The organism is Polynucleobacter nymphae (genome assembly GCF_018882155.1).
GTDB classification, from domain to species: domain Bacteria; phylum Pseudomonadota; class Gammaproteobacteria; order Burkholderiales; family Burkholderiaceae; genus Polynucleobacter; species Polynucleobacter nymphae.
In genome coordinates this window covers 1,075,850-1,098,169 of the sequence record NZ_JACVPA010000001.1, presented here as the reverse complement: position 1 = coordinate 1,098,169, position 22,320 = coordinate 1,075,850, and the positions used below count along the sequence as shown (strand labels likewise).

Genomic DNA, 22,320 nt, shown 5'->3' with positions numbered 1-22,320 from the left:
GCAGCATTGAATATAGAACCCAATCATCTGATTGAATACTTGCACAGCCTGGCAAATAGCACTGCTAAGGTCAGCGCGGATAGTCGCCAGATTCAGTCTGGCGATATCTTTTTTGCTTATCCTGTTGGTCATGGCAATGCATTACGAGATGGTCGTCAATTCATTGAGGCTGCATTGGAGAGTGGCGCAGCAGCAGTAGTGTTTGACCCTCTAGGTTGTAACGCTCAATATCTAGATCACCCAAAATGCATCGCGATTGAAAACCTGGCAGAAAAAGTTGGAGAATTATCAGCGCAATGGTACGACCATCCAAGCAAGCAATTAAAGGTGATTGGTGTAACAGGCACGAACGGTAAAACGAGCGTCACACAATGGTTGGCTCAGGCTTTGGATGGGCCGAATCAGCGCATGGCAGTATTAGGTACTTTAGGGACAGGCTTTCCAGGTTCTTTGGTACAAACTGGCTATACCACTCCAGATGCACCAAAGCTACAAACTCAATTTAAAGAGTTGCTGAATGCCGGTGCTAAGCAAGTAGCGATGGAAGTGTCATCACATGCCTTGCATCAAAATCGGGTAGCTGGCACCCAATTAAATTGCGCTGTGTTTACAAATCTGACACAAGACCATTTGGATTATCACGGCAGTATGACTAACTATGCACAGGCAAAAGCAAAAATATTCCAGCTGGCAGGGCTAGAGCATGCCGTCATTAATTTAGATGATGCATTCGGCCGCGAGATTGCTATGAAGCTTTTAGCTAAGGGCGGCATTAAAGTTTGGGCATACACAATTAACCAAAGCGCACTTAAGGGATTTGAAAAGTTTGGTGATCGTTTGCAGCGTATTTACGCTAAAGATAGCATTTTGAATGGTGCTGGATATGACTCTCTATTTACATACGAGGGAATCAGTAGCAATACCTTGCATATTCCTTTATTAGGTGAATTCAATTTAAGTAATGCGCTTGCAGTGTGGACTGTATTGTTAACTCAAGGCCTCACTTGTGGTGAGGCTAGTAAGCGGGTAAGTCAATTACGCCCCGTTCTTGGACGCATGGAATTAATTCAAGTGGGTAAGCAGCAAAAATCAGAAGGTTTGTTGGTAGTGGTTGATTACGCTCACACACCTGATGCTCTCGAAAAGACTTTACAAGCCATAGCCCCCATTGCGCAGCAGCGTGGTGGAAAAATTTGGTGTGTATTTGGCTGTGGTGGCGAGCGTGATATTGGTAAACGTCCTCAGATGGGTGCGGTGGCTCAGCAATATGCTCATCAAATCATTATTACCAGCGATAACCCCAGATCTGAAGAGCCACAGGCAATCATGGAGAAGATTCGTAGCGGCATCAGTCAGAATTCAAATGTACAGATGATTGTCGATCGCTCTTCAGCGATTATGGCTGCTGTGCGTAATGCTGCCCCTCAAGATGTTGTCTTAGTTGCTGGGAAAGGTCACGAAACCACCCAAGAAATTAATGGTAAGAAATTTGATTTCTCCGACCAAGAGCATATTCGCTTGGCTAGCGGAGGAATAGCTTAATGTCTGCAATGACAACACTTGCGCAAGTGCATGCCATGTTGCCTGGAAGCGCTCTGCTGAATATTTCCGCAAAAGATGCTCAGTCATTAAATATTTCAAGGGTTGGAACTGATAGCCGTCAGATTGACTCAAAAGAATTGTTTATAGCTTTGGCAGGTGAGCGCTTTGATGCGCATGACTTTTTATCTGATGTTGCTAAAGCAGGAGCAGCGGCAGTACTCATTAGTAACAAAGATAGATGCCCTACAAATCTGCCCGCCGTTTTCGTTGACGATACTCGCATCAGCCTGGGATTATTAGCAAAAGCTTGGCGCACTAATCACACTATTCCATTAGCTTTGGTGACTGGTAGTAACGGTAAAACGACTGTTAAAGAAATGATTGCTTCGATATTCAAGGCTGCGGTAGGTGAGCAGCACACGCTTGTCACTAAAGGTAATCTGAATAATGATATTGGTCTACCACTCACCTTATTAAAGCTCCGCTCGACAGATCGGCTTGCCGTAGTTGAGTTAGGTATGAATCACCCAGGTGAAACTGCTCAGTTAGCAAACATTGCACAGGCGAATATTGCATTGATTAACAATGCACAGCGTGAGCATCAAGAGTTCATGGCTACTGTAGCTGCAGTGGCACAAGAGCACTCCAATGCAATTTCTGCTCTACCAAATAATGGTATTGCTGTCTTCCCAGCAGACTCTGAGTTTGCTGGCGTCTGGCAGGAGGCTGCTGCTGGACGTAAGGTAATTGATTTTGTTCTGCTGTCCGGCCAGACTACAGTAAAGGCTGCAGTAATGGGGCGCCTATTGAGTAATGGCCATGTAGAGGTGCAGACAGAGTTAGGTTCTGTAGAGGTTCAATTAAATACTTTAGGCAGTCATAATGCACGTAATGCATTAGCTGCTAGTGCTGTTGCAGTAGCAGCTGGTGTCAGTCTCGAAAAAATAAAGGAAGGCCTTGAATCATTCGCGCCTGTAAATGGACGTATGCAGGCCAAGAAGATTGATCCTCATCACACCTTAATTGATGACAGCTACAACGCTAACCCAGATTCAGTCAGAGCGGCAATTGATGCACTAAAGCAGTCAGGCAATATAGCTTGGTTAGTTTTAGGTGATATGGGTGAAGTTGGCAACCAAGGACCTGAGTTTCATCGCGAGGTTGGTGCTTATGCTGCCGAGCAGGGAGTCACTAAATTATTTGCTTTAGGTGAGCAATGCCAATTTGTGATTAAAGGCTTTAACGATGTTCAGAGGAATAGGACATCTACCGCTAGCGCAAAACATTTTTCTGAAATGGACAGTCTGATTGTGCAGTTGAGGGACGCATTACATGCCCAGTCAACTGGAAGCAATGAACATTTAAATATTTTAGTTAAAGGTTCACGTTTTATGCGCATGGAGCGTGTAGTGCAAGCCTTGTTAGAGGAGGCGAAAACATGCTCTTAATTTTGGCGCAATGGCTACAGGATGATTTTGGGTTCTTCAGAGTCTTTAACTACATTACTTTTAGAGCAGTGATGGCAACAGTCACGGCCTTATTGATTGGTTTGGCTGCAGGACCATGGGTTATTCGTAAATTGACCGCCTTAAAAATGGGCCAGGCCGTCCGAACTGATGGCCCACAAACCCATTTAGTCAAAACTGGCACTCCAACAATGGGTGGAGTTTTAATTTTGATTGGTATTTTTGTTTCTTGTGTACTGTGGGCGGACTTAAGCAATCGTTTTATCTGGATTGTGATGATTGTCACTTTTGGGTTTGGTGCAATTGGTTGGGCGGATGATTATCGTAAGGTTGTCCATCAAGATCCCAAGGGAATGGCCTCAAGAGAAAAATTTCTTTGGCAAACTTTGATTGGTTTATTTGCAGCAATCTATTTAGCCTTCTCAGTCTCAGAGGTGAATAATTTTAAAGTACTCCAACTTTTCTATGAATGGTTTAGGAGTGGTTTTGCCTTGGATCTTCCAGCAAAAACAAACTTACTGTTGCCCTTTATTAAAGAAGTTAGTTATCCACTGGGCATGATGGGCTTCATCATCTTAAGTTATTTAGTGATCGTTGGTAGCAGTAATGCTGTGAACCTGACTGATGGCCTTGATGGCCTGGTGATCATGCCTGTTATTTTGGTGGGGGCTGCATTAGGTGCATTTGCTTATGTGATGGGTAATGCAATTTATGCCAAATATTTATTGTTTCCCTATATTCCTGGTGCTGGTGAGTTGATGATCTTTTGTGGCGCTATGGGAGGGGCTGGTTTAGCTTTCCTCTGGTACAACACGCATCCTGCGCAAGTCTTTATGGGTGACGTTGGGGCGCTTGCTCTGGGCGGCGCACTGGGAACCATCGCCGTGATTGTGCGCCAAGAGATTGTGCTCTTTGTGATGGGTGGAGTATTCGTTGCAGAAACTGTTTCGGTAATGCTACAAGTATTGTGGTTCAAGTTAACTAAAAAATATTCTGGTGAAGGCCGCCGTATTTTCCGCATGGCCCCACTTCATCATCATTTTGAATTAGGTGGTTGGAAAGAAACGCAAGTAGTCGTCCGTTTCTGGATCATCACCATCCTATTGGTATTAATTGGCTTATCTAGCCTGAAATTACGGTGAGCCCAAAAGTCAATATGCTGAACTTACAAAACACTTTCGCTAATCCTGCTTTTATAGCTGATGCAGGCTATCATGCTCCCCACCGATTTTTGATTATGGGCCTAGGTGAATCAGGGTTTGCTATGGCTCAGTGGTGTCTACGTAATGGCGCCACCGTTCGTTTGATCGATACGCGTGATCAGTCTCAATTTTCTGAACGCCAAAATGTCTGGCTTGATGCATTAAAAATAGCCGGACTGAACGATATTCAGTTTGGGCCATTAAGTGATGATCTATTAACTGATATTGATGTTATTGGGATCAGTCCTGGTTTATCTCCACTTCAGGAGCCTACTCAATCATTCTTAGTAACGGCTAGAAAAGCCAGGATTGATGTTTGGAGCGAGATTGAATTTTTTGCACGTGCAATTACAGCTTTAGCTCGCATGGCAGAAACAAATAATTCTACATATTCATCAGCAGTGTTGGCTATTACCGGTACCAATGGGAAAACAACTACCACTGCCTTAACAGGACAGCTCTGTGAGCGTGCTGGCAAAAAGGTTGCAGTAGCGGGAAATATTAGTCCTGCAGCATTAGACAAGCTGATGACTTGCCTGAATGAGGCTGACCAAATTGAAGATATGCCTGATATCTGGGTGCTGGAGTTATCTAGCTTCCAATTGCTGTATACGTACACCCTTAATGCAACTGCAGCCACTGTTCTCAATATCACACAAGATCATTTGGATTGGCATGGTGATATGCACGCATATGCAGATGCAAAAGCAAAAATATTTGGTGCAGATACTATTTGCATCTTGAATCGTGATGACTCAATCGTAATGAATTTGCTTTCTGATGATCAAAAGGTAGAGAAGTCGATTGTGACTTTTGGCTCTAATAGACCTGATGAGCAAGGCGCTTTTGGTATCGAGCATGACTTGCGAGCTGGTGGAATTGACTGGCTGGTATGGGCTGAGGTAGATGAAGATCTTGAGCCACAGCCTAAACGTCGTCGTAAATCTGCTACAAGGAAAGAAGATGAGCCACTTCGTTTGAAGCGTTTAATTCCGGCTGACGCACTCAGAATTCGTGGTCGCCACAATGCATTGAATGCACTAGCTGCACTGGCATTGGCAAGATCTGCTAACTTGCCGATGAATGTTCTCTTGCATGGCTTGCGTGATTATCACGGTGAGCCTCATCGTGTTCAGAGCATTGCGATCGTCAATGATGTGGAGTATATCGATGATAGTAAGGGCACGAACGTCGGTGCAACTGTGGCTGCACTAAATGGCTTAGGTGGCAATGAATCCGGCAAGAGGATTTGGTTAATTGCAGGCGGTGATGGTAAGGGGCAAGACTTTGGTCCATTACGCGAACCTTCTCTTCGTTTTGTTAAAGGCGTTTTCTTGATTGGTAAAGATGGCGCTGCAATTGGAGAGGCCCTTGGCCATAACGTTCCTTGCACGATGAGTGGCAACTTAGAAGCTGCCGTCAGGACGGCTGCAGAACAAGCACAGTCTGGCGATTTAGTTTTACTTTCTCCTGCTTGTGCGAGTTTTGACCAGTTTAAAGATTATGTTGCTCGTGCCCAGGCTTTTGTTGGTGAGGTTGAAGAATTAGGAATGCGTTTCGAAGGAGCTCAAGCGTGAATCTAAAAGATAAATTTTTCCCTGACAATCGTTTAGGTTTAGATCGCTTTTGGAATTTTTCTCGAGGTGAGATTGATAACTTTCGTACTGGCTTAAGAGATGCAGTATCTGGAGTTGAGCAAACCCGCTCACGCATGATGGAATACGACCAACTCCTCGTATGGGCAGTGCTCTCTCTCATGTTGATTGGTTTAGTAATGGTGTATTCAGCATCGATTACTTTAGCCGATGGTCCTAAGTATGCAAATTACAGTAGTAATTTTTTCTTAATCCGTCACATGATTTCTTTGGCGATTGCTATTGGAGTAGGTGTTTGGGTGTTTAAGATACCAACCAAAATGTGGGATCGTTATTCCCCTCTGATTTTTGGGTTTACCGTGTTGCTGTTAATTGCAGTTCTTATTCCTGGTGTTGGTAAGGGTGTTAATGGAGCTAAACGTTGGATTCCACTAGGCTTAATGAATTTCCAGCCATCTGAATTAATGAAATTTGCAGCCATCATTTTTGCTGCAAGCTACACAGTTCAGCGCCAAGAATATCTACATTCTTTTGTTAAGGGGATGTTGCCAATGGGCATTGCTGTTGCCTTGGTTGGCGGTCTGTTGATGGCTGAGCCTGATATGGGTGCATTCGTAGTGGTCGCTTTAATTGCATTCGGAATCTTGTTTTTGGGCGGCATTAATGCCAAGTTGTTTGGTGGTTTGGTTGCAGTTGGTTTAATGAGTGGCGCAGCGATGATCGCACTCTCACCATTCCGTCGTGGTCGTATGCTCGCGTTTATGGATCCATGGCAGGTGGATAACGCTGCAAATAAAGGTTATCAACTAACCCATTCCTTAATGGCCTTTGGTCGCGGGGAGTGGTTTGGCACTGGGCTTGGTGGCAGTGTCGAAAAATTACACTACTTACCTGAAGCGCATACCGACTTCATCATGGCGGTCATTGGTGAAGAGCTTGGCTTCGTTGGCGTAGTTGTCATGATCTTTTTGTTTTATTGGATCGTCCGACGCGCCTTCTTAATTGGCCGTACTGCTTTGCAATTGGATCGGAGTTTTGCCGGTCTTGCGGCTAAGGGCGTTGCTATCTGGATTGGTTGGCAAGCCTTTATTAATATGGGTGTGAATCTAGGCTTATTGCCCACCAAGGGTTTGACATTGCCATTAGTGAGTTACGGTGGATCCGGAATTTTGATGAACGCTATTGCAATTGCAATGCTGCTGCGAATTGATTACGAGAATCGTATTTTGATGCGTGGAGGGAAGCTGTGACAAAACCCTCAATTTTGGTGATGGCTGGTGGTACGGGTGGGCATATCTTCCCGGGACTTGCTGTCGCTGAATATTTACGGATCTGCGGTTGGAATGTGTCATGGTTGGGCAATCAAAATGGTATGGAATACCGCCTCGTGAAGTCTTGTGATTTTCCATTTGAAGCTGTTGAGTTTGGTGGTTTGCGTGGCAAAGGGCTCAAAGCTAAATTGATGCTGCCAATGAATTTAATGCGTGCTTGCTTTCAAAGTTGGAAGATTATGCGTCGTATAAAACCATCTGTGGTCTTGGGTATGGGTGGTTATATTACCTTCCCCGGTGGCTTAGTAACTAAATTATTAAAGCGCCCCTTAGTGCTGCATGAATCTAACTCTGTAGCAGGCAGTGCAAATCGTGCGCTTGCGAAAATTGCCATGCGGACATTGACTGGCTTCCCAAATACGATGGCGAATGCCGAGTGGGTAGGCAACCCTATTCGCGAAGAATTTGATCATATTTCAGTACCTGCATTGCGCTATGAACAGCGTCAAGGTCCTCTATCTATATTGGTAGTGGGTGGTAGTTTGGGCGCAGCTGCGCTAAATGAAAATATCCCTGCGGCATTGGCATTAATTTCTCAAGATGCGCGTCCTCAGGTTACTCATCAAGCAGGCGATAAGCATTTAGCTGACTTGCAAAAGCGCTATGCTGATTTAGGAGTGAAGGCCGATGTTCTTCCTTTTATTGACGATATGCCATCTGCATATGCACAAGCAGATCTTGTGATTTGCCGCGCTGGAGCAATGACGGTATCAGAGCTAGCAGCTTGTGGCGTTGCTGCTTGCTTAATTCCTTTCCCATTTGCGATTGATGATCATCAAACTGCTAATGCAAAATTTTTAGCTGATGCTAATGCTGCTATCTTATTACCGCAGAAATACCTCAATCCACAAGATTTAGCATTGATGATCCAAAACTTTAATCGTGCGGACCTTAAAGAGATGGCTTTGCGTGCGCATGCTTTAGCTAAACCACATGCAACCTTGCGAGTAGCTGAGGTTTGCGCTGATTGTGCGGGGGTGGGCATATGAAGCATATTGTTCAGCAAATCCATTTTGTCGGGATTGGCGGTGCTGGCATGAGCGGCATTGCTGAAGTCTTATTGAATTTGGGATATCAAGTCACCGGATCTGATCTCGCTGAAGGTGCGGCCACGAGGCGCCTAAAGGAGTTGGGCGCAGTAATTCATATTGGACATGACCCTAAAAATATTGGTACTGCAGAGGCAGTAGTCATTTCTACTGCTGTAGCGGGCAATAACCCTGAAGTACTCGCAGCACGCGCAGCAAAAATTCCAGTGATTCAAAGAGCAGTGATGTTAGGTGAATTAATGCGCTTAAAACAGGGTATCGCTATTGCTGGAACCCACGGTAAAACTACCACAACTAGTTTGGTTGCATCAGTACTAGCTGAGGGTGGCCTAGATCCAACCTTTGTGATTGGCGGCAAATTGAATTCCGCTGGCGCCAATGCCCGCTTAGGTCGTGGCGATTTCATTGTGGTTGAAGCTGATGAATCTGACGCCTCTTTCTTGCAGCTTTTTCCTGCAATGGAAGTCGTTACCAATATTGACGCTGATCACATGGATACCTATCAGCATGATATGGCGAGATTAAAGCAAGCATTCGTACAATTTATTCAGCGCATGCCATTTTATGGCATAGCAGTGTTATGTATTGATGATGCCAATGTGCGTGACATTATTCCGTTTGTATCGCAACCTGTTTTACGTTACGGCTTGTCCGATGATGCAGATATTAAAGCTAGTAATGTGCGTGCTGATGGAACTCGTATGCACTTTACGGTAGAGCGCCGCACAGTTCGTAGGCATGGTAATAAGCCCGGCCCACTCAATGTGACACTCAATTTACCTGGCCTCCACAATGTACGTAATGCTCTGGCTGCCATTGGTATTGCCACAGAGTTAGGCGTTGGAGATGAAGCAATCACCAAGGCGCTTGCTGAATTTAGTGGCGTTGGCCGCCGCTTCCAACGTTATGGCGAAATCCCTCTTGCCTCTGGCGGCAGTTTCACATTGATTGACGATTATGGACACCACCCAGTGGAGATGGCAGCAACATTAGAGGCTGCTCGCGGCGCCTTCCCAGAACGGCGTTTAGTGTTGGCATTCCAGCCGCATCGCTTTACCAGAACACGCGATTGTTTTGGGGAATTTGTTCAAGTCCTCAGAAGCTTTGATGCCTTGGTGTTGACTGAGGTGTATCCCGCTGGAGAGGCAAAAATTCCAGGTGCAGATGGTAAGAGTTTAATGAAGGCAGCGCTTGCAGAAGAGAAGGTTTCAAAAGGCCTCTTAAATTCTGCTGCGGTAGTGTTTGCAGCAAATATTACCGAGATGCCAGAAAAGTTATCGCAGGTATTAAAGGATGGCGATGTCTTGATTACGATGGGTGCAGGGTCAATCTCTGCGCTGCCACATACCTTGGCGGAGGCAAAAAATGTCTAAGTTAAGTCCAGGTCTTGGCACGTGGGGCGATCGGGTGAAGTCTGAATTATCCAAGTTGGATGTGAAGTCACTTGGGCGCGTTGGAGTTTTATTGGGCGGACGTTCTGGTGAGCGAGAAATTTCTCTGATGTCGGGCAATGGTGTTTTAGAGGCCTTACTTTCAAAGGGTGTAGATGCCCACGCTTTTGATCCAGGTCTCCGATGCCCAACCGAATTAGCAAAAGAAAAATTTGATCGTGTATTCATCTCTTTACATGGTCGTTATGGTGAAGATGGAACGATTCAAGGTTTATTAGAGTTATTAAATCTACCTTATACCGGTAGCGGTGTATTGGCCTCTGCTTTATCAATTGACAAGATTGCAACCAAACAAATTTGGTTAAGCAATGGTTTATCTACCCCAGATTTTGAAGAGCTCACTGCGGCTAGTGATTGGAATACAGTAGTAAAAAAATTAGGCTTGCCTTTGATTGTGAAGCCAGCACATGAAGGCTCTTCGCTTGGCTTGACCAAAGTCACGTCTGTAGATGAACTACCAGGCGCCTACCAGTTAGCTGCAAGCTTAGATAAAAAAGTCATTGCAGAGACTTGTATTGTTGGCGATGAATTAACTTGCCCATTGGTTGGGCAGGGCGATACAGCAGAAGCATTGCCGGTTATCAAAATTATTCCACCACAAGCCAATTACGACTTCCATCACAAGTATTTCTCAAATGAAACCCAATACTTATGCCCTACAGGACTAGCTCCTGAGGTCAACGAACATGTTCAAGAATTAGCTTTAGCTGCCTATAAAGCTTTGGGCTGTCGCACATGGGGCCGTGCTGATGTGATGCTCGATCAAAAAACTGGCAAGCCTTATTTATTGGAGATGAATACCTCACCCGGCATGACCTCGCATTCCTTAGTACCGATGGCAGCTAAAGCCGCTGATATTGAGTATGCGGACCTAGTTTTGTGGTTACTTAAGCAAACTTTGCAACAAGAGGGTGCTGCTGCATGAGTACGCTTTTAGACAGATTCGGAGATATCTTCTCTGTCATCATGTCACCTCTTTGGAATTATCCAGAGCGGATGCAAAAGCTCAGTCGTTTCTTGATGCGCTGTTTCATTGTGCTTCTACTAATTGCAGTTCTGGTTTGGTTAAGTCAGAGACCTGTCTTCACTTTGAAGCAAATTCAAGTGGAGCCTGTTGCCGGCCAAACGCTTCAGCATATTAATAAATCTCTCGTGAAGCGTCAGGTAATCGAAACCGTGCAAGGCAACTTCTTTAGCGTCCGTTTGGAGGATGTTAAACGGGGTTTTGAGACCATGCCTTGGGTCCGTCACGCTAATGTTCGTCGGGTTTGGCCCAATGGGTTGATTGTCAATATTGAAGAACAAAAGCCATTTGCTACTTGGGGCGGTGAGAGTAGTAACACCCTCATGAATACGCATGGTGAGTTATTTACCGGGCGCGTTTCAGAGCTTGTTGATGACAAACACTTATTCGATTTTTCGGGTCCAGACGATGCTGGTAAGGAGGTGATGAGTCTTTATGAAAAAGCCAATAACTGGTTTAAGCCTTGGAATGTAGACGTAGTGAGTTTGGCATTAACCGAGCGCTATGCCTGGCACGTCAAACTTTCCAATGGGATGAAAGTAGAGTTTGGACGCGATGAAGAGAGCTCTGACAAAAACTTAACAGAGGAACGTGTAGCACGCTTATTTAAGTACTGGCCACAAGTTCAAGAGAAATGGGCAAACCGAATTGATGCTGTAGACCTTCGTTATGCAAATGGTTTTGCAGTTCATCTTGCCTCTGCAGGTATGAAAAAGAATGACGTAGATGGAAAAAAAAGTGAGCTGAAGCAATGAGGAATGTGAATGAGTAAAGATAATCGCGACCTGTTAGTAGGTTTAGACATTGGCACTTCTAAAGTAGTTGCCTTGGTAGCAGAGTTAACTCCTGACGGCCAATTTAATGTAGTTGGTGTGGGCCAAACTGCTTCTAAGGGGTTGAAGAAGGGGGTTGTCGTCAATATCGAGGCAACTGTTCAATCGATTCAGAAGGCTCTAGAAGAGGCCGAAGTGATGGCCGACCGCCAGATTGTGCAGGTGTTTACTGGCATCGCTGGAAATCACATTGTGAGCTTTAACTCAAGCGGTATGGTTGCTATTCGTGATAAAGAAGTCGGCGATGGTGATGTTGAGCGTGTGCTAGAAACTGCTAAGGCGATCAATATTCCGACCGACCAACAAATTTTGCACATCCTCGTTCAAGAATTCATTATTGATGGCCAAGAAGATGTTCGTGAACCTATTGGTATGAGTGGTTTACGTTTAGAGGTTAAGGTTCATATCGTGACGGGTGCTGTCAGTGCTGCGCAAAACATTGTGAAGTGTGTGCGTCGCTGTGGTTTAGAAGTAAATGACCTGATTCTGCAGCCTTTGGCATCTAGTTTGGCTGTCCTTACTGATGATGAAAAAGAACTTGGCGTTGTCTTGGTGGATATTGGTGGGGGTACTACAGATATCGCTATCTATTGCCAAGGATCTATTCGTCACACAGCGGTGATTCCAATTGCAGGCGATCAAATTACGAATGATATTGCCATGGCATTGCGGACCCCAACTATTGATGCAGAAGATTTGAAAATCGCGCATGGAATTGCACGTCAAGAGATGGCCGATTCAGCCGCCATGATTGATGTGCCAGGTGTTGGAGATCGTGAGCCACGTCCAATGTCTAAACAAGCACTTGCTGCTGTGATTGAGCCGCGCGTTGAAGAGCTCTTTACTTTGGTCAGGGGTGTAGTGCGCGATTCTGGTTATGAAGACATGGTTTCTTCTGGGATTGTGCTCACTGGTGGCACAGCCTTAATGCCGGGAATGGTTGAGTTAGCTGAACAGGTCTTCTTAAGACCTGCGCGCATTGGTACGCCTGAATACCGCGGCCACTTACATGAAGTTCTTCGAAGTCCCAGGTATGCCACCAGCATTGGTTTGTTGATGGAAGGTCAAGCGCAATTTTTGCGCGGTCGTCGGGTTTCTCAATCAGGCGCGCTGCAAGGAGTGATATCGCGCATGAAGGAATGGTTTGCAGGAAATTTTTAAGTTTTTTTCGTCGTCGTCAATGTAGTAAGTTATTTACCTAGGAGGGTATATGGAATTTGAAATGTTAGATCAAGATATAGCTGGCAAAACCATTATTAAAGTGGTTGGAGTCGGTGGCGCTGGTGGCAATGCTGTCCAGCATATGATTCGTCGCGGAGTGAGCGGCGTAGAGTTTATTTGCATGAATACCGATGCTGGCGCCTTACAGCGCTCTGAGGCATCTGTGAATTTGCAACTGGGCTCTAGTGGATTAGGTGCAGGTGCTAAACCAGAAATCGGCGCAGCTGCAGCGCAAGAAGCGCGTGCTCGCATTGCTGATACTTTGCAAGGTGCGCATATGGTATTCATTACCGCTGGTATGGGCGGTGGTACTGGCACTGGTGCAGCTCCAATCGTTGCTCAAGTAGCAAAAGAAATGGGTATTTTGACCGTTGGCGTTATCAGCAAACCATTTGATTTTGAGGGCGTCAAACGCTTGAAGGTGGCAGAGAATGGCGCTACAGAGCTTGAGTCTTATGTTGATTCATTGATTGTTGTACTCAATGAAAAGCTCTTTGAAGTCATGGGCGAAGACGCTGAATTTGATAAGGCCTTTGCTTGCGCTGATGATGTATTGCATAACGCAGTCTCTGGGATTGCAGAAATCATCAATGTTCAGGGTTTGATCAACGTCGACTTTGAGGATGTGAAGACTGTTATGGGCGAACAAGGTAAGGCCATGATGGGGACAGCAACTGTTTCTGGTATGGATCGCGCTCGTCTAGCTGCTGAAGCTGCAGTTGCATCTCCACTACTAGAAGGTGTTGATTTATCTGGCGCGCGTGGCGTATTAGTGAATATTACTGCTAACCGTTCATTGAAATTGTCTGAAACACGTGAAGTAATGGCCGCAATTCGTGGCTATGCTGCTGATGATGCAACCGTGATCTTCGGTACTGTCTATGACGAAAGCTTGGGGGATGCATTGCGAGTGACTGTTGTTGCCACTGGCTTGAATAATCCTCAAGCCCGTCAAAACTATCAGCCAGAAGTAGTATGGAGACAAGCTACTGGTACTAGTGATGCAATGCCAACGATGGCTGATCTGAATACTTTTGCTCCTACTAGCGCATCTGCTGCTATGAGCAAGGTAGGCTTAGATTCTGCTGTTAGTACAAGCGCAGGTATGGCTTTGACTGGTTCTGGTGCCGCTCCATCAATGGCAGCTCAACCAGCGGCTAGTGGTGGCGTTGATTACAGTCAATATGATTTGCCGCGGGTATTCCGTAGTTCCCGTGAGTCGACTCCTGCGCCAACTTTAGGCGCAGATAGTTCTCCTCAGGCTAAATCTATGTTGGACAAAGGGGCTGATTACTATGAAATTCCAGCTTTTTTACGTAAGCAAGCAGACTAACTAAAGCTCAATACAATAGGTAATTGCGAAATGCCAGCGCGGCGCCCCTCCGGACGACGAATCCTGCGCTTGCGTTGGCATGCTTACTAACAATTACTTATTGGAGATGTCATGATTACTGTTGGACAAAAACTACCTAACGCTACTCTTTATGAATTTTTTAATGAAGAGAGTGAAGGCTGCTCCGTAGGACCAAACGCCTTTGAAGTTGAGAAACTTGTAGCGGGTAAAAAAATTGTGATCTTTGCATTGCCTGGTGCATTTACGCCAACCTGCTCTGCAAAACATGTTCCTGGGTATGTTGAGCACTATGATGCGATTAAAGCAAAAGGTGTTGATGAGATCTGGTGTATTTCTGTGAATGATCCGTTTGTGATGGGTGCCTGGGGGCGCGATCAAAAAGTTGGGAAAAAGATTCGCATGATGGGTGATGGCAGTGGTGAGTTCACTAAAAAGATGGGTATAGAGCTAGATTTAACAGCTCGCGGTTTAGGTGTTCGTTCAGACCGTTACGCCATGATTGTTGAAGATGGCGTAGTGAAATCTTTGGATCGTGAGGCACCTGGTAAGTTTGAGGTGAGCGACGCGGCTTCGATTTTGAAAAAACTGTAATTCAGATTCATTAGTCAATCGATCCCCCTGAATTTAGAGATATCACTATGATGAAACAAAGTACCATTGCTGCTCCAGTAAAAACTGTGGGCATTGGTTTGCATTCCGGCTGTAAGGTGACTATTTCGATTAAGCCTGCGCCGGTAAATTCAGGGGTACAGTTTGTACGTGTGGACACGCAAGAGCAGTCAGTGGTTCCCGCAACCGCTTTGGCTGTCTGTGATACAAGACTTGCATCTGTCATTCAAAAGGATGGCGTGCGCGTCTCTACAGTCGAGCATCTACTATCTGCATGTGCTGGCCTAGGCTTAGATAACTTATTGATAGAACTTGATGGTGAAGAAGTTCCCATCATGGATGGCAGTGCTGCTTCATTCTTATTTTTAATTGAATCTGCTGGAATTGTTGAGCAAGACGCCCCCCGTCAGTACCTCGTAATCAAGAAGCTAGTTGAAGTGCGCGAGGGCGATAAGCTTGCACGCTTAGAACCTTTCTTTGGATTTAAGTTAGATTTCACAATTGACTTTAAGCATCCAGCGGTTGATAAAACTGGGCAACGTTTTATTGTAGATTTTGCAGAACATGCTTACCGAAGTGAAATTGGTCGTGCGCGCACCTTTGGCTTTGCTCATGAAGTAGAAGCTTTGCGTGAGATGGGGCTGGCTCGTGGCGGTAGTTTAGATAATGCGATTGTTTTAGATGAGCACCGTATCTTGAATAACGAAGAGTTGCGCTATGAAGATGAGTTTGTGCGCCATAAAATTTTGGATGCAATTGGAGATCTGTATTTAGTTGGCCATCCAATTGTGGGTGCTTATGTAGCTGAAAAATCGGGCCATGCTCTCAATAACGCTCTTTTGCGTAAGCTTTTAGATGACCCAAGCTCTTATACGATTGAGTCTTTTGACCAAGCTAAGGCCCCTGCTGCCTATTCTCAAGAGAGCCAACCCCTCTTTTTCTAGGAGGGTCTAAAAATAATTTAGCTACTGAGATTTTTTTTGTAGCAGGTGCTCAACTGCTCTACGCAGATCGGATTCTGGCGGAAGTTTTTCTAAGAGGTCTTGCCATGACTTTTTTGCCGCCTCATTTAAGCCTTTGGGGGGCAGATTCTTAGGGTTTAGTCTAGGCTTGACCTCCCAGTCCGTCGTAGCAGGCTTTACTTTGACTTTAATAGCTTTGCAATGAAGCCCAATTTTTCCTAACTCACTGATTAAGCTAGGTAAAATTTGCTGTAGGCGGGCGCCAATGCTGGCGCTACTAACTAGTAAAAAAAGCTCTTCTTGAGCTCCTGAGCGCCATCCAGCCTCAATTTTCGAGCCCAAGTGTCCGATACCTAGGTGCTCTAAGGCTATCAATAGCTTGGCCTTGAGTTGGGCGAGATCTTCTGTTTTGGCCAGAATACCCCCAAGCCCCTGAGATTCCCGTAGGTATTCCATCCAGTCATGGGCTGAATGATTGCGGGATGGTTTGCGGGCAAAGTTCATAAAAAATGGGGTGGCAGGTGATAAACTCAAGGACTTCATTTTCTTCAATATCCCATGGTAATCGGTCTTCTAAAAACCCTGGTCGGCAGTCGTAACGACCGCCTCTTAAAACAGTATCGCAAAGTCGTTGCCAAGGTTGGCGCTTTTGAAGCAAGCCTGCAATCTTTGGATGATGCCGCTCTTGCTGCCAAAACAGCCGAGTTCAAATCACGCTTAGCTAGCGGCGAGACTTTAGAGGATATTTCTGAAGAAGCATTTGCAGTGGTTCGAGAGGCTAGTGTTCGTGTCATGAAAATGCGCCATTTCGATGCGCAGATTATGGGAGCCCTCGCATTGCATCAAGGCAAGATTGCTGAGATGGGTACTGGAGAAGGAAAAACCTTAACGGCAACACTCCCAGTCTACTTAAATGCTTTAACTGGCAACGGTGTTCATGTGGTTACAGTGAATGATTATTTGGCTCAGCGTGATGCTGAGTGGATGTCTACCTTGTATAACTTCTTAGGCATGAGAGTTGGCGTGAATCTATCCCAGATGGATCACAAGACAAAACAAGAAGCTTATGCCGCAGATATTACATACGGTACTAATAACGAGTTTGGTTTTGACTATTTACGCGACAACATGGTCCAGGATTTGGATCAGCGAGTGCAACGTGGTTTAGCATATGCGATCGTCGATGAGGTTGACTCGATTCTGATTGACGAAGCACGCACACCACTCATCATTTCTGGTCAGGCTGAAGATCACACAGATCTTTACATCAAAATCAATGCACTTCCTTCTCACTTAGAGCGTCAGATTGGTGAAGAAAAATCAGATGGCAGTGGTGTTGAAAAGCCTGGTGATTACTGGGTTGATGAAAAGGCGCAGCAGGTCTATTTGACTGAACAGGGCCACGATAAAGCAGAAGAAATCTTAGTACAGTTGGGTGCCTTAAACGATGGCGCTTCTTTATACGCCCCACAAAATATTACTTTGATGCATCACGTTTATGCAGCATTGCGTGCGCACTGTCTGTACAACCGTGATCAACACTATGTTGTGCAAAACAAAGAAGTTATTATTGTTGATGAATTTACTGGTCGATTGATGCAAGGTCGTCGTTGGTCTGATGGTCTTCATCAAGCAGTAGAGGCTAAAGAGGGTGTTCCGATTCAGAATGAGAATCAAACTCTCGCCACGATTACTTTCCAAAATTACTTCCGTATGTATGGCAAGTTATCTGGTATGACGGGTACTGCTGATACTGAAGCGTATGAGTTCAAGGAAATCTATAACCTTGAAACAGTAGTCATTCCACCTAATAGAATTAGTCAGCGCAAAGATCGTCAAGACCAAATCTTCAAGTCTTCCCCTGAGCGTTATGATGCGGTTACTAAAGATATTGAAGATTGCTACGAGCGTGGCCAACCAGTTCTGGTAGGCACTACTTCGATTGAAAACTCCGAACTGATTTCTAAATTACTTGATCAACGTAAATTGCCGCATCAAGTGTTGAATGCTAAGCAGCACGCACGCGAAGCAGAGATCATTGCGCAAGCAGGCCGTCCAAAAATGATCACCATTGCTACTAATATGGCTGGTCGTGGAACTGACATTGTGCTTGGCGGTAATGTAAGCAAGCAATCTACCTTAATTGAAGCTGACTCTGCGCTGTCTGATGCAGAAAAAGCAGGCAAGATTAAAGTGCTTCAAGATGAGTGGCAAGGTCTGCATGATCATGTTCTTAGCGCTGGTGGTTTGCATATCATTGGTACAGAGCGCCATGAAAGCCGTCGTATTGATAACCAATTAAGAGGTCGCTCAGGCCGTCAAGGTGACCCAGGCTCATCACGCTTCTATCTTTCCCTAGATGATTCACTGCTGCGTATTTTTGCCGGCGATCGTTTGCGTTCGGTGATGGAACGCTTAAAGATGCCTGATGGTGAGCCAATCGAAGCTGGCATGGTGACTCGTTCGATTGAGTCAGCACAGCGTAAGGTTGAAGGCCGCAACTTTGATATTCGTAAACAGTTATTGGAATATGACGACGTTGCTAATGATCAACGTAAAGAAACTTATCGCTTAAGAAATGAAGTCCTCGAAAGCAACGATATTGGCGATTTAATTGCTAATTTACGTGAAGATGTTTTGCGCTCGATTTGCTCTCTCTACGTCCCTCTTGAATCCATGGAAGAGCAGTGGGATTTGCCTGGACTTGAAAATGTGTTGGCAAGCGATTGGGGTTTGACTGTCGACTTGCGCAATTGGGTTGAGAGTGCCCAGACAGTAGATGATGCAGAGATTGTGGATCGCGTACTAGAGGCTGCTAAAGATACCTATGATGCGAAAGTTGACTTATCCGGGCGTGAGTCTTTTGCAAGATTTGAGCGCTCTGTTCTTCTGTATAGCCTAGATACCCACTGGCGGGAACACTTGGCAGCCTTAGATCATTTGCGTCAAGGTATTCATTTACGTGGCTATGCTCAAAAAGATCCCAAACAAGAGTACCGTCGTGAAGCATTTGAGCTGTATGGCGAATTACTTAGTGTGATTAAGAATGATGTTGTGAAAAGCATCATGACCGTCAAGATCAGAAGCGCTAGTGAGCTGGATGAAGCTGCTGAGTCGATGAATGATGACTTAGCTAAATTAGCAGATGTCCAATATCAACATGCTGATCCCGATAAAGAAGTTGCTGGCTCAACGGGTGACCGCGGCGATGCAATTGAGGTTATCCCTGCGCCGGTAAGAACAGGCCCCAAGATTGGTCGTAACGATCCTTGTACTTGTGGCAGCGGCAAAAAATATAAGAATTGCTGCGGCGCCTTAAGCTAGACCCTGCCTAAAGGTGTTAGCTAGCGCCTCTTTAAACCCTCATCTACAATTGTCAGACTATGACAGTTAATTTACCTCTCCCCCAAAAAGCTGATCTCAAGCCAGTCAAAGGTTTTGAGATGGGTATCGCTGAAGCTGGAATTAAGAAAGCAAATCGTAAAGATCTATTGGTGATGACCTTGGCTCCTGGATCTCAAGTTGCCGGCGTATTTACCTTAAATCGCTTTTGTGCTGCACCTGTACAAGTTTGCCGTGAGCATTTAGCACAAGAGGGTCGTAATGGAGAAATTCGTGCTTTAGTAGTAAATACTGGTAATGCCAATGCCGGTACTGGTGAGTCAGGCATGAAGCATGCCCTAGAAACATGTGCCGCTCTAGCTAAAGAACTGAAGATTAATCCAGAACAAATTCTGCCATTTTCAACAGGTGTGATTCTGGAACCCTTGCCGATTGAAAAAATAATTAGTGCTTTACCAAAGGCGGTCTCCAATCTAGGTGAAGACAATTGGTTTGATGCTGCTCAGGCCATCATGACTACCGATACTCAGCCTAAGGCAAGCTCAATGACGGTATCAACACCAGCGGGGCCAGTAGTGATTACCGGTATCTGTAAAGGTGCTGGGATGATTCATCCGAATATGGCTACCATGTTGGGTTTTATCGCAACCGATGCCGGTTTTGCCCCAGGCTTATTGACTAAGCTCACCCGTGATATTGCTGATCTTTCTTTCAATGCCATCACTATTGATGGTGATACCTCAACGAATGACTCATTCATCATCATTGCAACCGGTCAGTCTGCAGTCCAGATTCAATCGGCGACAGATCCAAGTTATGCAGCGGTACGTGATGCCTTGATGGCCCTCGCTAAAAAGTTAGCGCAAATGATTGTGCGTGATGGTGAAGGCGCTACTAAATTCATCACCATTGAAGTGCTAGGCGGCAAGACCCAAGCAGAGTGTCGTTTGGTTGCAAAAGCAGTTGCCCACTCCCCTTTAGTGAAAACTGCTTTCTTTGCAAGTGATCCAAATTTGGGCCGTATTTTGGCGGCAATTGGATATGCAGGCATTACCGACTTAGATGTAGGTCGTGTGCAGATGTGGCTCGGTGATGTTTGGGTTGCCAAAGATGGTGGTCGTAACCCAAGTTATCAGGAAGCGGATGGCCAAAGAGTAATGCAGGCTTCAGAGGTTACTGTGAAGATTGACTTAGGACGCGGTAATGCCACCCAAACCATGTGGACGTGTGATTTATCTCATGAATACGTTTCAATTAACGCTGACTACCGCTCTTAACTGTTAAGAAAAACATGAACGAAAAACTAGAGCAACTCTTAAATCATCTGGAAACTTTCCTACCTAAGCCTTTAACTGAGAAGGAGTGGGATTCCTCCACCGCATTTAGATGGCGTAGGCGCGACAGTATTTTTGGCAGCATTGGTTTTATGCAACCGGTGAAGCATATTTCAGATATCACATTTGATGATTTGAAGAATATTGATCGTCAACGAGATGCTATACGTGAAAATACCAAACACTTCATCGAAAAAAAGCCCGCGAATAATATATTGCTTACAGGCGCTAGGGGGACTGGTAAATCCTCCCTCATTAAGGCAGCCCTTCATGAGTTTGCTAGCCAAGGTTTGCGTTTAGTTGAGGTTGAGAAAGAGCATTTAGCTGACTTGGCTGATATTGCCGATATCTTGGCTGAGCGACCTGAACGTTTCATTGTTTTTTGCGATGATTTGTCATTTGATGAAGGTGAATCTGGATATAAGGCAATGAAATCTGCGCTTGACGGTTCTGTTTCTGCCCAAGTCGATAATATTTTGATTTATGCCACCTCAAATCGCCGCCATTTATTACCTGAATACATGAAGGATAACGAAGGCTACGCTTATAGCGATGATGGTGAGATTCATCCGGGTGAGGTGGTAGAAGAAAAAATTTCTTTATCTGAACGTTTTGGATTGTGGCTCTCCTTTTATCCGCCAAAGCAAGATGAGTATTTGGCCATCGTTGCGCATTGGTTAAGTCATTTTGGTTTGAATACGGCGCAAATTGAATCTGCTCGTGCAGATGCCTTAGTTTGGGCGCTAGAGCGCGGTTCGCGTTCTGGCCGTGTCGCTTGGCAATTTGCAAAACACTGGGCTGGCTCTCACGCTTAAGATGATTTATTTCTATGAATGAAATGAATCGTCCTGTGACTGTTGTTGCTGCAGGAATATTGCTAGATGGGGAAAACCGCTATCTTTTAGGTCAGAGACCTGAAGGTAAACCATATGCTGGCTACTGGGAAGTTCCAGGTGGAAAAGTTGAAAAAGGTGAAACTATTTTTCAGGCTTTACAGCGTGAGCTGCAGGAAGAACTTGGTATCGATATTCAGTCTAGCCAAGAATTAACTGTCTTGGAACATGACTATCCACATGCTTATGTCCGCTTATATGTCAGCATCATCCGTGATTGGACAGGCAAGCCTATAGGGCGTGAGGGGCAAGCGCTATCTTGGGAGTTCATTAACGCTCAGGCTCCGAGTGTGAGCCCCTTGCTGCCAGCCGCTTGGCCAATGCTGGAGTGCCTTAGAAGGTCTTTGGCTTAAAACTGACAGAGTGTCAGTTTAAATGGCACATCCGCATTAACAAGCTGTGCCTTTTTGGCCCCATCGGCTTTTAGGAAGCGTACTGAGAGTAAATATTTATTAGCGCTGATTTCTGAGAAGAGCGCGTCATCTTCCAATGTAATACGCATTAATTGATATACCTTGCCAGAAGGCGCTTGCTGAAATGAGCCATTGTTAGCAAGCACTTCTTTTGCTTCGCCAGACTGACGCAATAGGCGCAAAAATAATTGACACGATTCTTGCCATGGCAAGAGTGGTGCCACATAATTTTCTAAAAGTTTGCGGCGCTCGATTGAAGGACTATTTTTCCACGCGTGATAGCTAGGTAAATCAATGGGACTTGTCCCGCCTGGAATATTCAATCGAGTACGAATCGCATTTAACCACTCACTCTCAGTAATGGCTGAGTTGGGTCTGCCAGTAGAATGGTTGATGCTACTAGCAGCACAATCAATTTCAGCCAGAGTTTGGGTTAGAGCTTCTTGGTCTACCTTCTGTGATGACTTGAGACCATTGAGCGCATATTTTTGGCGCTCGAATTCTTTGAGCAATAAAGACTTGATATCGCCTCTTGCACCAATATCACCAAGATCAAACAAAATAGAGATGGCGTTATGGTGAAGCTCTGGATCATCTGAGCGTAGGAAGTGATTAAAACGGGCGAACAAATACTCCAGCCGAAGCATACTTCGAACTAATTCGTTAAATGGGTATTCGTAGACAATCACAAGGCCATAT

Annotated in this window: 19 protein-coding genes; 17 read left to right on the top strand and 2 right to left on the bottom strand. The window is 45.2% G+C overall.

Annotated elements, in window-relative coordinates; all coding sequences use genetic code 11:
- Nucleotides 1–6 precede the first annotated feature (6 nt).
- The 13 genes from ICN29_RS05605 to lpxC all read left to right on the top strand — a co-directional run bounded on the left by ICN29_RS05605 (nt 7) and on the right by lpxC (nt 15,621).
- Nucleotides 7–1,542: a UDP-N-acetylmuramoyl-L-alanyl-D-glutamate--2,6-diaminopimelate ligase gene (locus tag ICN29_RS05605; RefSeq protein ID WP_255538076.1), complete on the top strand. Its 1,536-nt coding sequence runs from the start codon at nt 7–9 to the stop codon at nt 1,540–1,542.
- The gene (locus ICN29_RS05600; protein WP_216130521.1) at nt 1,542–2,990 is read left to right on the top strand and encodes a UDP-N-acetylmuramoyl-tripeptide--D-alanyl-D-alanine ligase; all 1,449 of its coding nucleotides are present in this window, start codon (nt 1,542–1,544) and stop codon (nt 2,988–2,990) included. The genes ICN29_RS05605 and ICN29_RS05600 overlap by 1 nt, the downstream gene beginning before the upstream one ends.
- On the top strand, nt 2,981–4,150 hold the full coding sequence (gene mraY / locus ICN29_RS05595; protein WP_216130519.1) for a phospho-N-acetylmuramoyl-pentapeptide-transferase: 1,170 nt from the start codon (nt 2,981–2,983) through the stop codon (nt 4,148–4,150). The genes ICN29_RS05600 and mraY overlap by 10 nt, the downstream gene beginning before the upstream one ends.
- A gap of 95 nt (nt 4,151–4,245) precedes the next feature.
- On the top strand, nt 4,246–5,787 hold the full coding sequence (gene murD / locus ICN29_RS05590; protein WP_255538144.1) for a UDP-N-acetylmuramoyl-L-alanine--D-glutamate ligase: 1,542 nt from the start codon (nt 4,246–4,248) through the stop codon (nt 5,785–5,787).
- Entirely contained in the window at nt 5,784–7,055 is a 1,272-nt protein-coding gene (gene ftsW / locus ICN29_RS05585) for a putative lipid II flippase FtsW (RefSeq protein WP_216130517.1), read from the top strand. The genes murD and ftsW overlap by 4 nt, the downstream gene beginning before the upstream one ends.
- Nucleotides 7,052–8,125 carry an undecaprenyldiphospho-muramoylpentapeptide beta-N-acetylglucosaminyltransferase gene (murG, locus tag ICN29_RS05580; RefSeq protein WP_369411636.1) on the top strand — a complete coding sequence of 358 codons (1,074 nt, stop codon included), beginning with the start codon at nt 7,052–7,054 and terminating at the stop codon, nt 8,123–8,125. Before ftsW ends, murG begins: the two co-directional genes overlap by 4 nt.
- Nucleotides 8,122–9,558, top strand: a complete 1,437-nt coding sequence (gene murC, locus ICN29_RS05575; RefSeq protein ID WP_216130515.1) for a UDP-N-acetylmuramate--L-alanine ligase — start codon at nt 8,122–8,124, stop codon at nt 9,556–9,558. The genes murG and murC overlap by 4 nt, the downstream gene beginning before the upstream one ends.
- Nucleotides 9,551–10,561, top strand: a complete 1,011-nt coding sequence (locus ICN29_RS05570) for a D-alanine--D-alanine ligase (RefSeq protein WP_216130513.1) — start codon at nt 9,551–9,553, stop codon at nt 10,559–10,561. The genes murC and ICN29_RS05570 overlap by 8 nt, the downstream gene beginning before the upstream one ends.
- The gene (locus ICN29_RS05565; RefSeq protein WP_216130511.1) at nt 10,558–11,415 is read left to right on the top strand and encodes a cell division protein FtsQ/DivIB; all 858 of its coding nucleotides are present in this window, start codon (nt 10,558–10,560) and stop codon (nt 11,413–11,415) included. The genes ICN29_RS05570 and ICN29_RS05565 overlap by 4 nt, the downstream gene beginning before the upstream one ends.
- A 9-nt stretch (nt 11,416–11,424) precedes the next feature.
- Entirely contained in the window at nt 11,425–12,654 is a 1,230-nt protein-coding gene (gene ftsA, locus ICN29_RS05560; RefSeq protein ID WP_216130509.1) for a cell division protein FtsA, read from the top strand.
- Between the two features lie 49 nt (nt 12,655–12,703).
- On the top strand, nt 12,704–14,047 hold the full coding sequence (gene ftsZ, locus ICN29_RS05555) for a cell division protein FtsZ (RefSeq protein ID WP_216130507.1): 1,344 nt from the start codon (nt 12,704–12,706) through the stop codon (nt 14,045–14,047).
- Nucleotides 14,048–14,158: 111 nt separating this feature from the next.
- Nucleotides 14,159–14,659, top strand: coding sequence for a peroxiredoxin (locus tag ICN29_RS05550; RefSeq protein ID WP_216130505.1), 501 nt, complete (start codon nt 14,159–14,161; stop codon nt 14,657–14,659).
- Between the two features lie 47 nt (nt 14,660–14,706).
- Nucleotides 14,707–15,621, top strand: coding sequence for a UDP-3-O-acyl-N-acetylglucosamine deacetylase (gene lpxC, locus ICN29_RS05545; protein ID WP_216130503.1), 915 nt, complete (start codon nt 14,707–14,709; stop codon nt 15,619–15,621).
- A 21-nt stretch (nt 15,622–15,642) separates the two neighbouring features.
- Here lpxC and ICN29_RS05540 read toward each other — a convergent pair whose 3' ends face one another.
- Nucleotides 15,643–16,182, bottom strand: coding sequence for a hypothetical protein (locus ICN29_RS05540; RefSeq protein WP_255538075.1), 540 nt, complete (start codon nt 16,180–16,182; stop codon nt 15,643–15,645).
- Nucleotides 16,183–16,197: 15 nt separating this feature from the next.
- Between ICN29_RS05540 and secA the strand changes: the two genes are divergently transcribed.
- Genes secA through ICN29_RS05520 form a run of 4 tightly spaced genes read left to right on the top strand, consistent with a single transcriptional unit; the run spans nt 16,198 to nt 21,561 of the window.
- Nucleotides 16,198–18,963, top strand: coding sequence for a preprotein translocase subunit SecA (gene secA, locus ICN29_RS05535; protein WP_216130500.1), 2,766 nt, complete (start codon nt 16,198–16,200; stop codon nt 18,961–18,963).
- Between the two features lie 59 nt (nt 18,964–19,022).
- A complete protein-coding gene (argJ, locus tag ICN29_RS05530) occupies nt 19,023–20,258 on the top strand; it encodes a bifunctional glutamate N-acetyltransferase/amino-acid acetyltransferase ArgJ (RefSeq protein ID WP_216130498.1) in 1,236 nt (411 codons plus the stop codon).
- 14 nt (nt 20,259–20,272) lie between these two features.
- On the top strand, nt 20,273–21,130 hold the full coding sequence (locus ICN29_RS05525; protein ID WP_216130496.1) for an ATP-binding protein: 858 nt from the start codon (nt 20,273–20,275) through the stop codon (nt 21,128–21,130).
- 14 nt (nt 21,131–21,144) lie between these two features.
- Nucleotides 21,145–21,561 carry an NUDIX domain-containing protein gene (locus ICN29_RS05520; RefSeq protein WP_216130494.1) on the top strand — a complete coding sequence of 139 codons (417 nt, stop codon included), beginning with the start codon at nt 21,145–21,147 and terminating at the stop codon, nt 21,559–21,561.
- Here ICN29_RS05520 and zapD read toward each other — a convergent pair.
- Entirely contained in the window at nt 21,558–22,310 is a 753-nt protein-coding gene (zapD, locus tag ICN29_RS05515; protein ID WP_216130492.1) for a cell division protein ZapD, read from the bottom strand. The genes ICN29_RS05520 and zapD overlap by 4 nt on opposite strands.
- Between the last annotated feature and the right edge of the window lie 10 nt (nt 22,311–22,320).

Coding starts and splice junctions, on each gene's coding strand:
- ICN29_RS05600 (WP_216130521.1), top strand. CDS start 1,542: ATGTCTGCAATGACAACACTTGCGCAAGTGCATGCCATGTTGCCTGGA.
- mraY (WP_216130519.1), top strand. CDS start 2,981: ATGCTCTTAATTTTGGCGCAATGGCTACAGGATGATTTTGGGTTCTTC.
- murD (WP_255538144.1), top strand. CDS start 4,246: ATGGGCCTAGGTGAATCAGGGTTTGCTATGGCTCAGTGGTGTCTACGT.
- murC (WP_216130515.1), top strand. CDS start 8,122: ATGAAGCATATTGTTCAGCAAATCCATTTTGTCGGGATTGGCGGTGCT.
- ICN29_RS05570 (WP_216130513.1), top strand. CDS start 9,551: ATGTCTAAGTTAAGTCCAGGTCTTGGCACGTGGGGCGATCGGGTGAAG.
- ICN29_RS05565 (WP_216130511.1), top strand. CDS start 10,558: ATGAGTACGCTTTTAGACAGATTCGGAGATATCTTCTCTGTCATCATG.
- ftsA (WP_216130509.1), top strand. CDS start 11,425: ATGAGTAAAGATAATCGCGACCTGTTAGTAGGTTTAGACATTGGCACT.
- ftsZ (WP_216130507.1), top strand. CDS start 12,704: ATGGAATTTGAAATGTTAGATCAAGATATAGCTGGCAAAACCATTATT.
- ICN29_RS05550 (WP_216130505.1), top strand. CDS start 14,159: ATGATTACTGTTGGACAAAAACTACCTAACGCTACTCTTTATGAATTT.
- lpxC (WP_216130503.1), top strand. CDS start 14,707: ATGATGAAACAAAGTACCATTGCTGCTCCAGTAAAAACTGTGGGCATT.
- ICN29_RS05540 (WP_255538075.1), bottom strand. CDS start 16,182: ATGAAGTCCTTGAGTTTATCACCTGCCACCCCATTTTTTATGAACTTT.
- secA (WP_216130500.1), top strand. CDS start 16,198: ATGGTAATCGGTCTTCTAAAAACCCTGGTCGGCAGTCGTAACGACCGC.
- argJ (WP_216130498.1), top strand. CDS start 19,023: ATGACAGTTAATTTACCTCTCCCCCAAAAAGCTGATCTCAAGCCAGTC.
- ICN29_RS05525 (WP_216130496.1), top strand. CDS start 20,273: ATGAACGAAAAACTAGAGCAACTCTTAAATCATCTGGAAACTTTCCTA.
- ICN29_RS05520 (WP_216130494.1), top strand. CDS start 21,145: ATGAATGAAATGAATCGTCCTGTGACTGTTGTTGCTGCAGGAATATTG.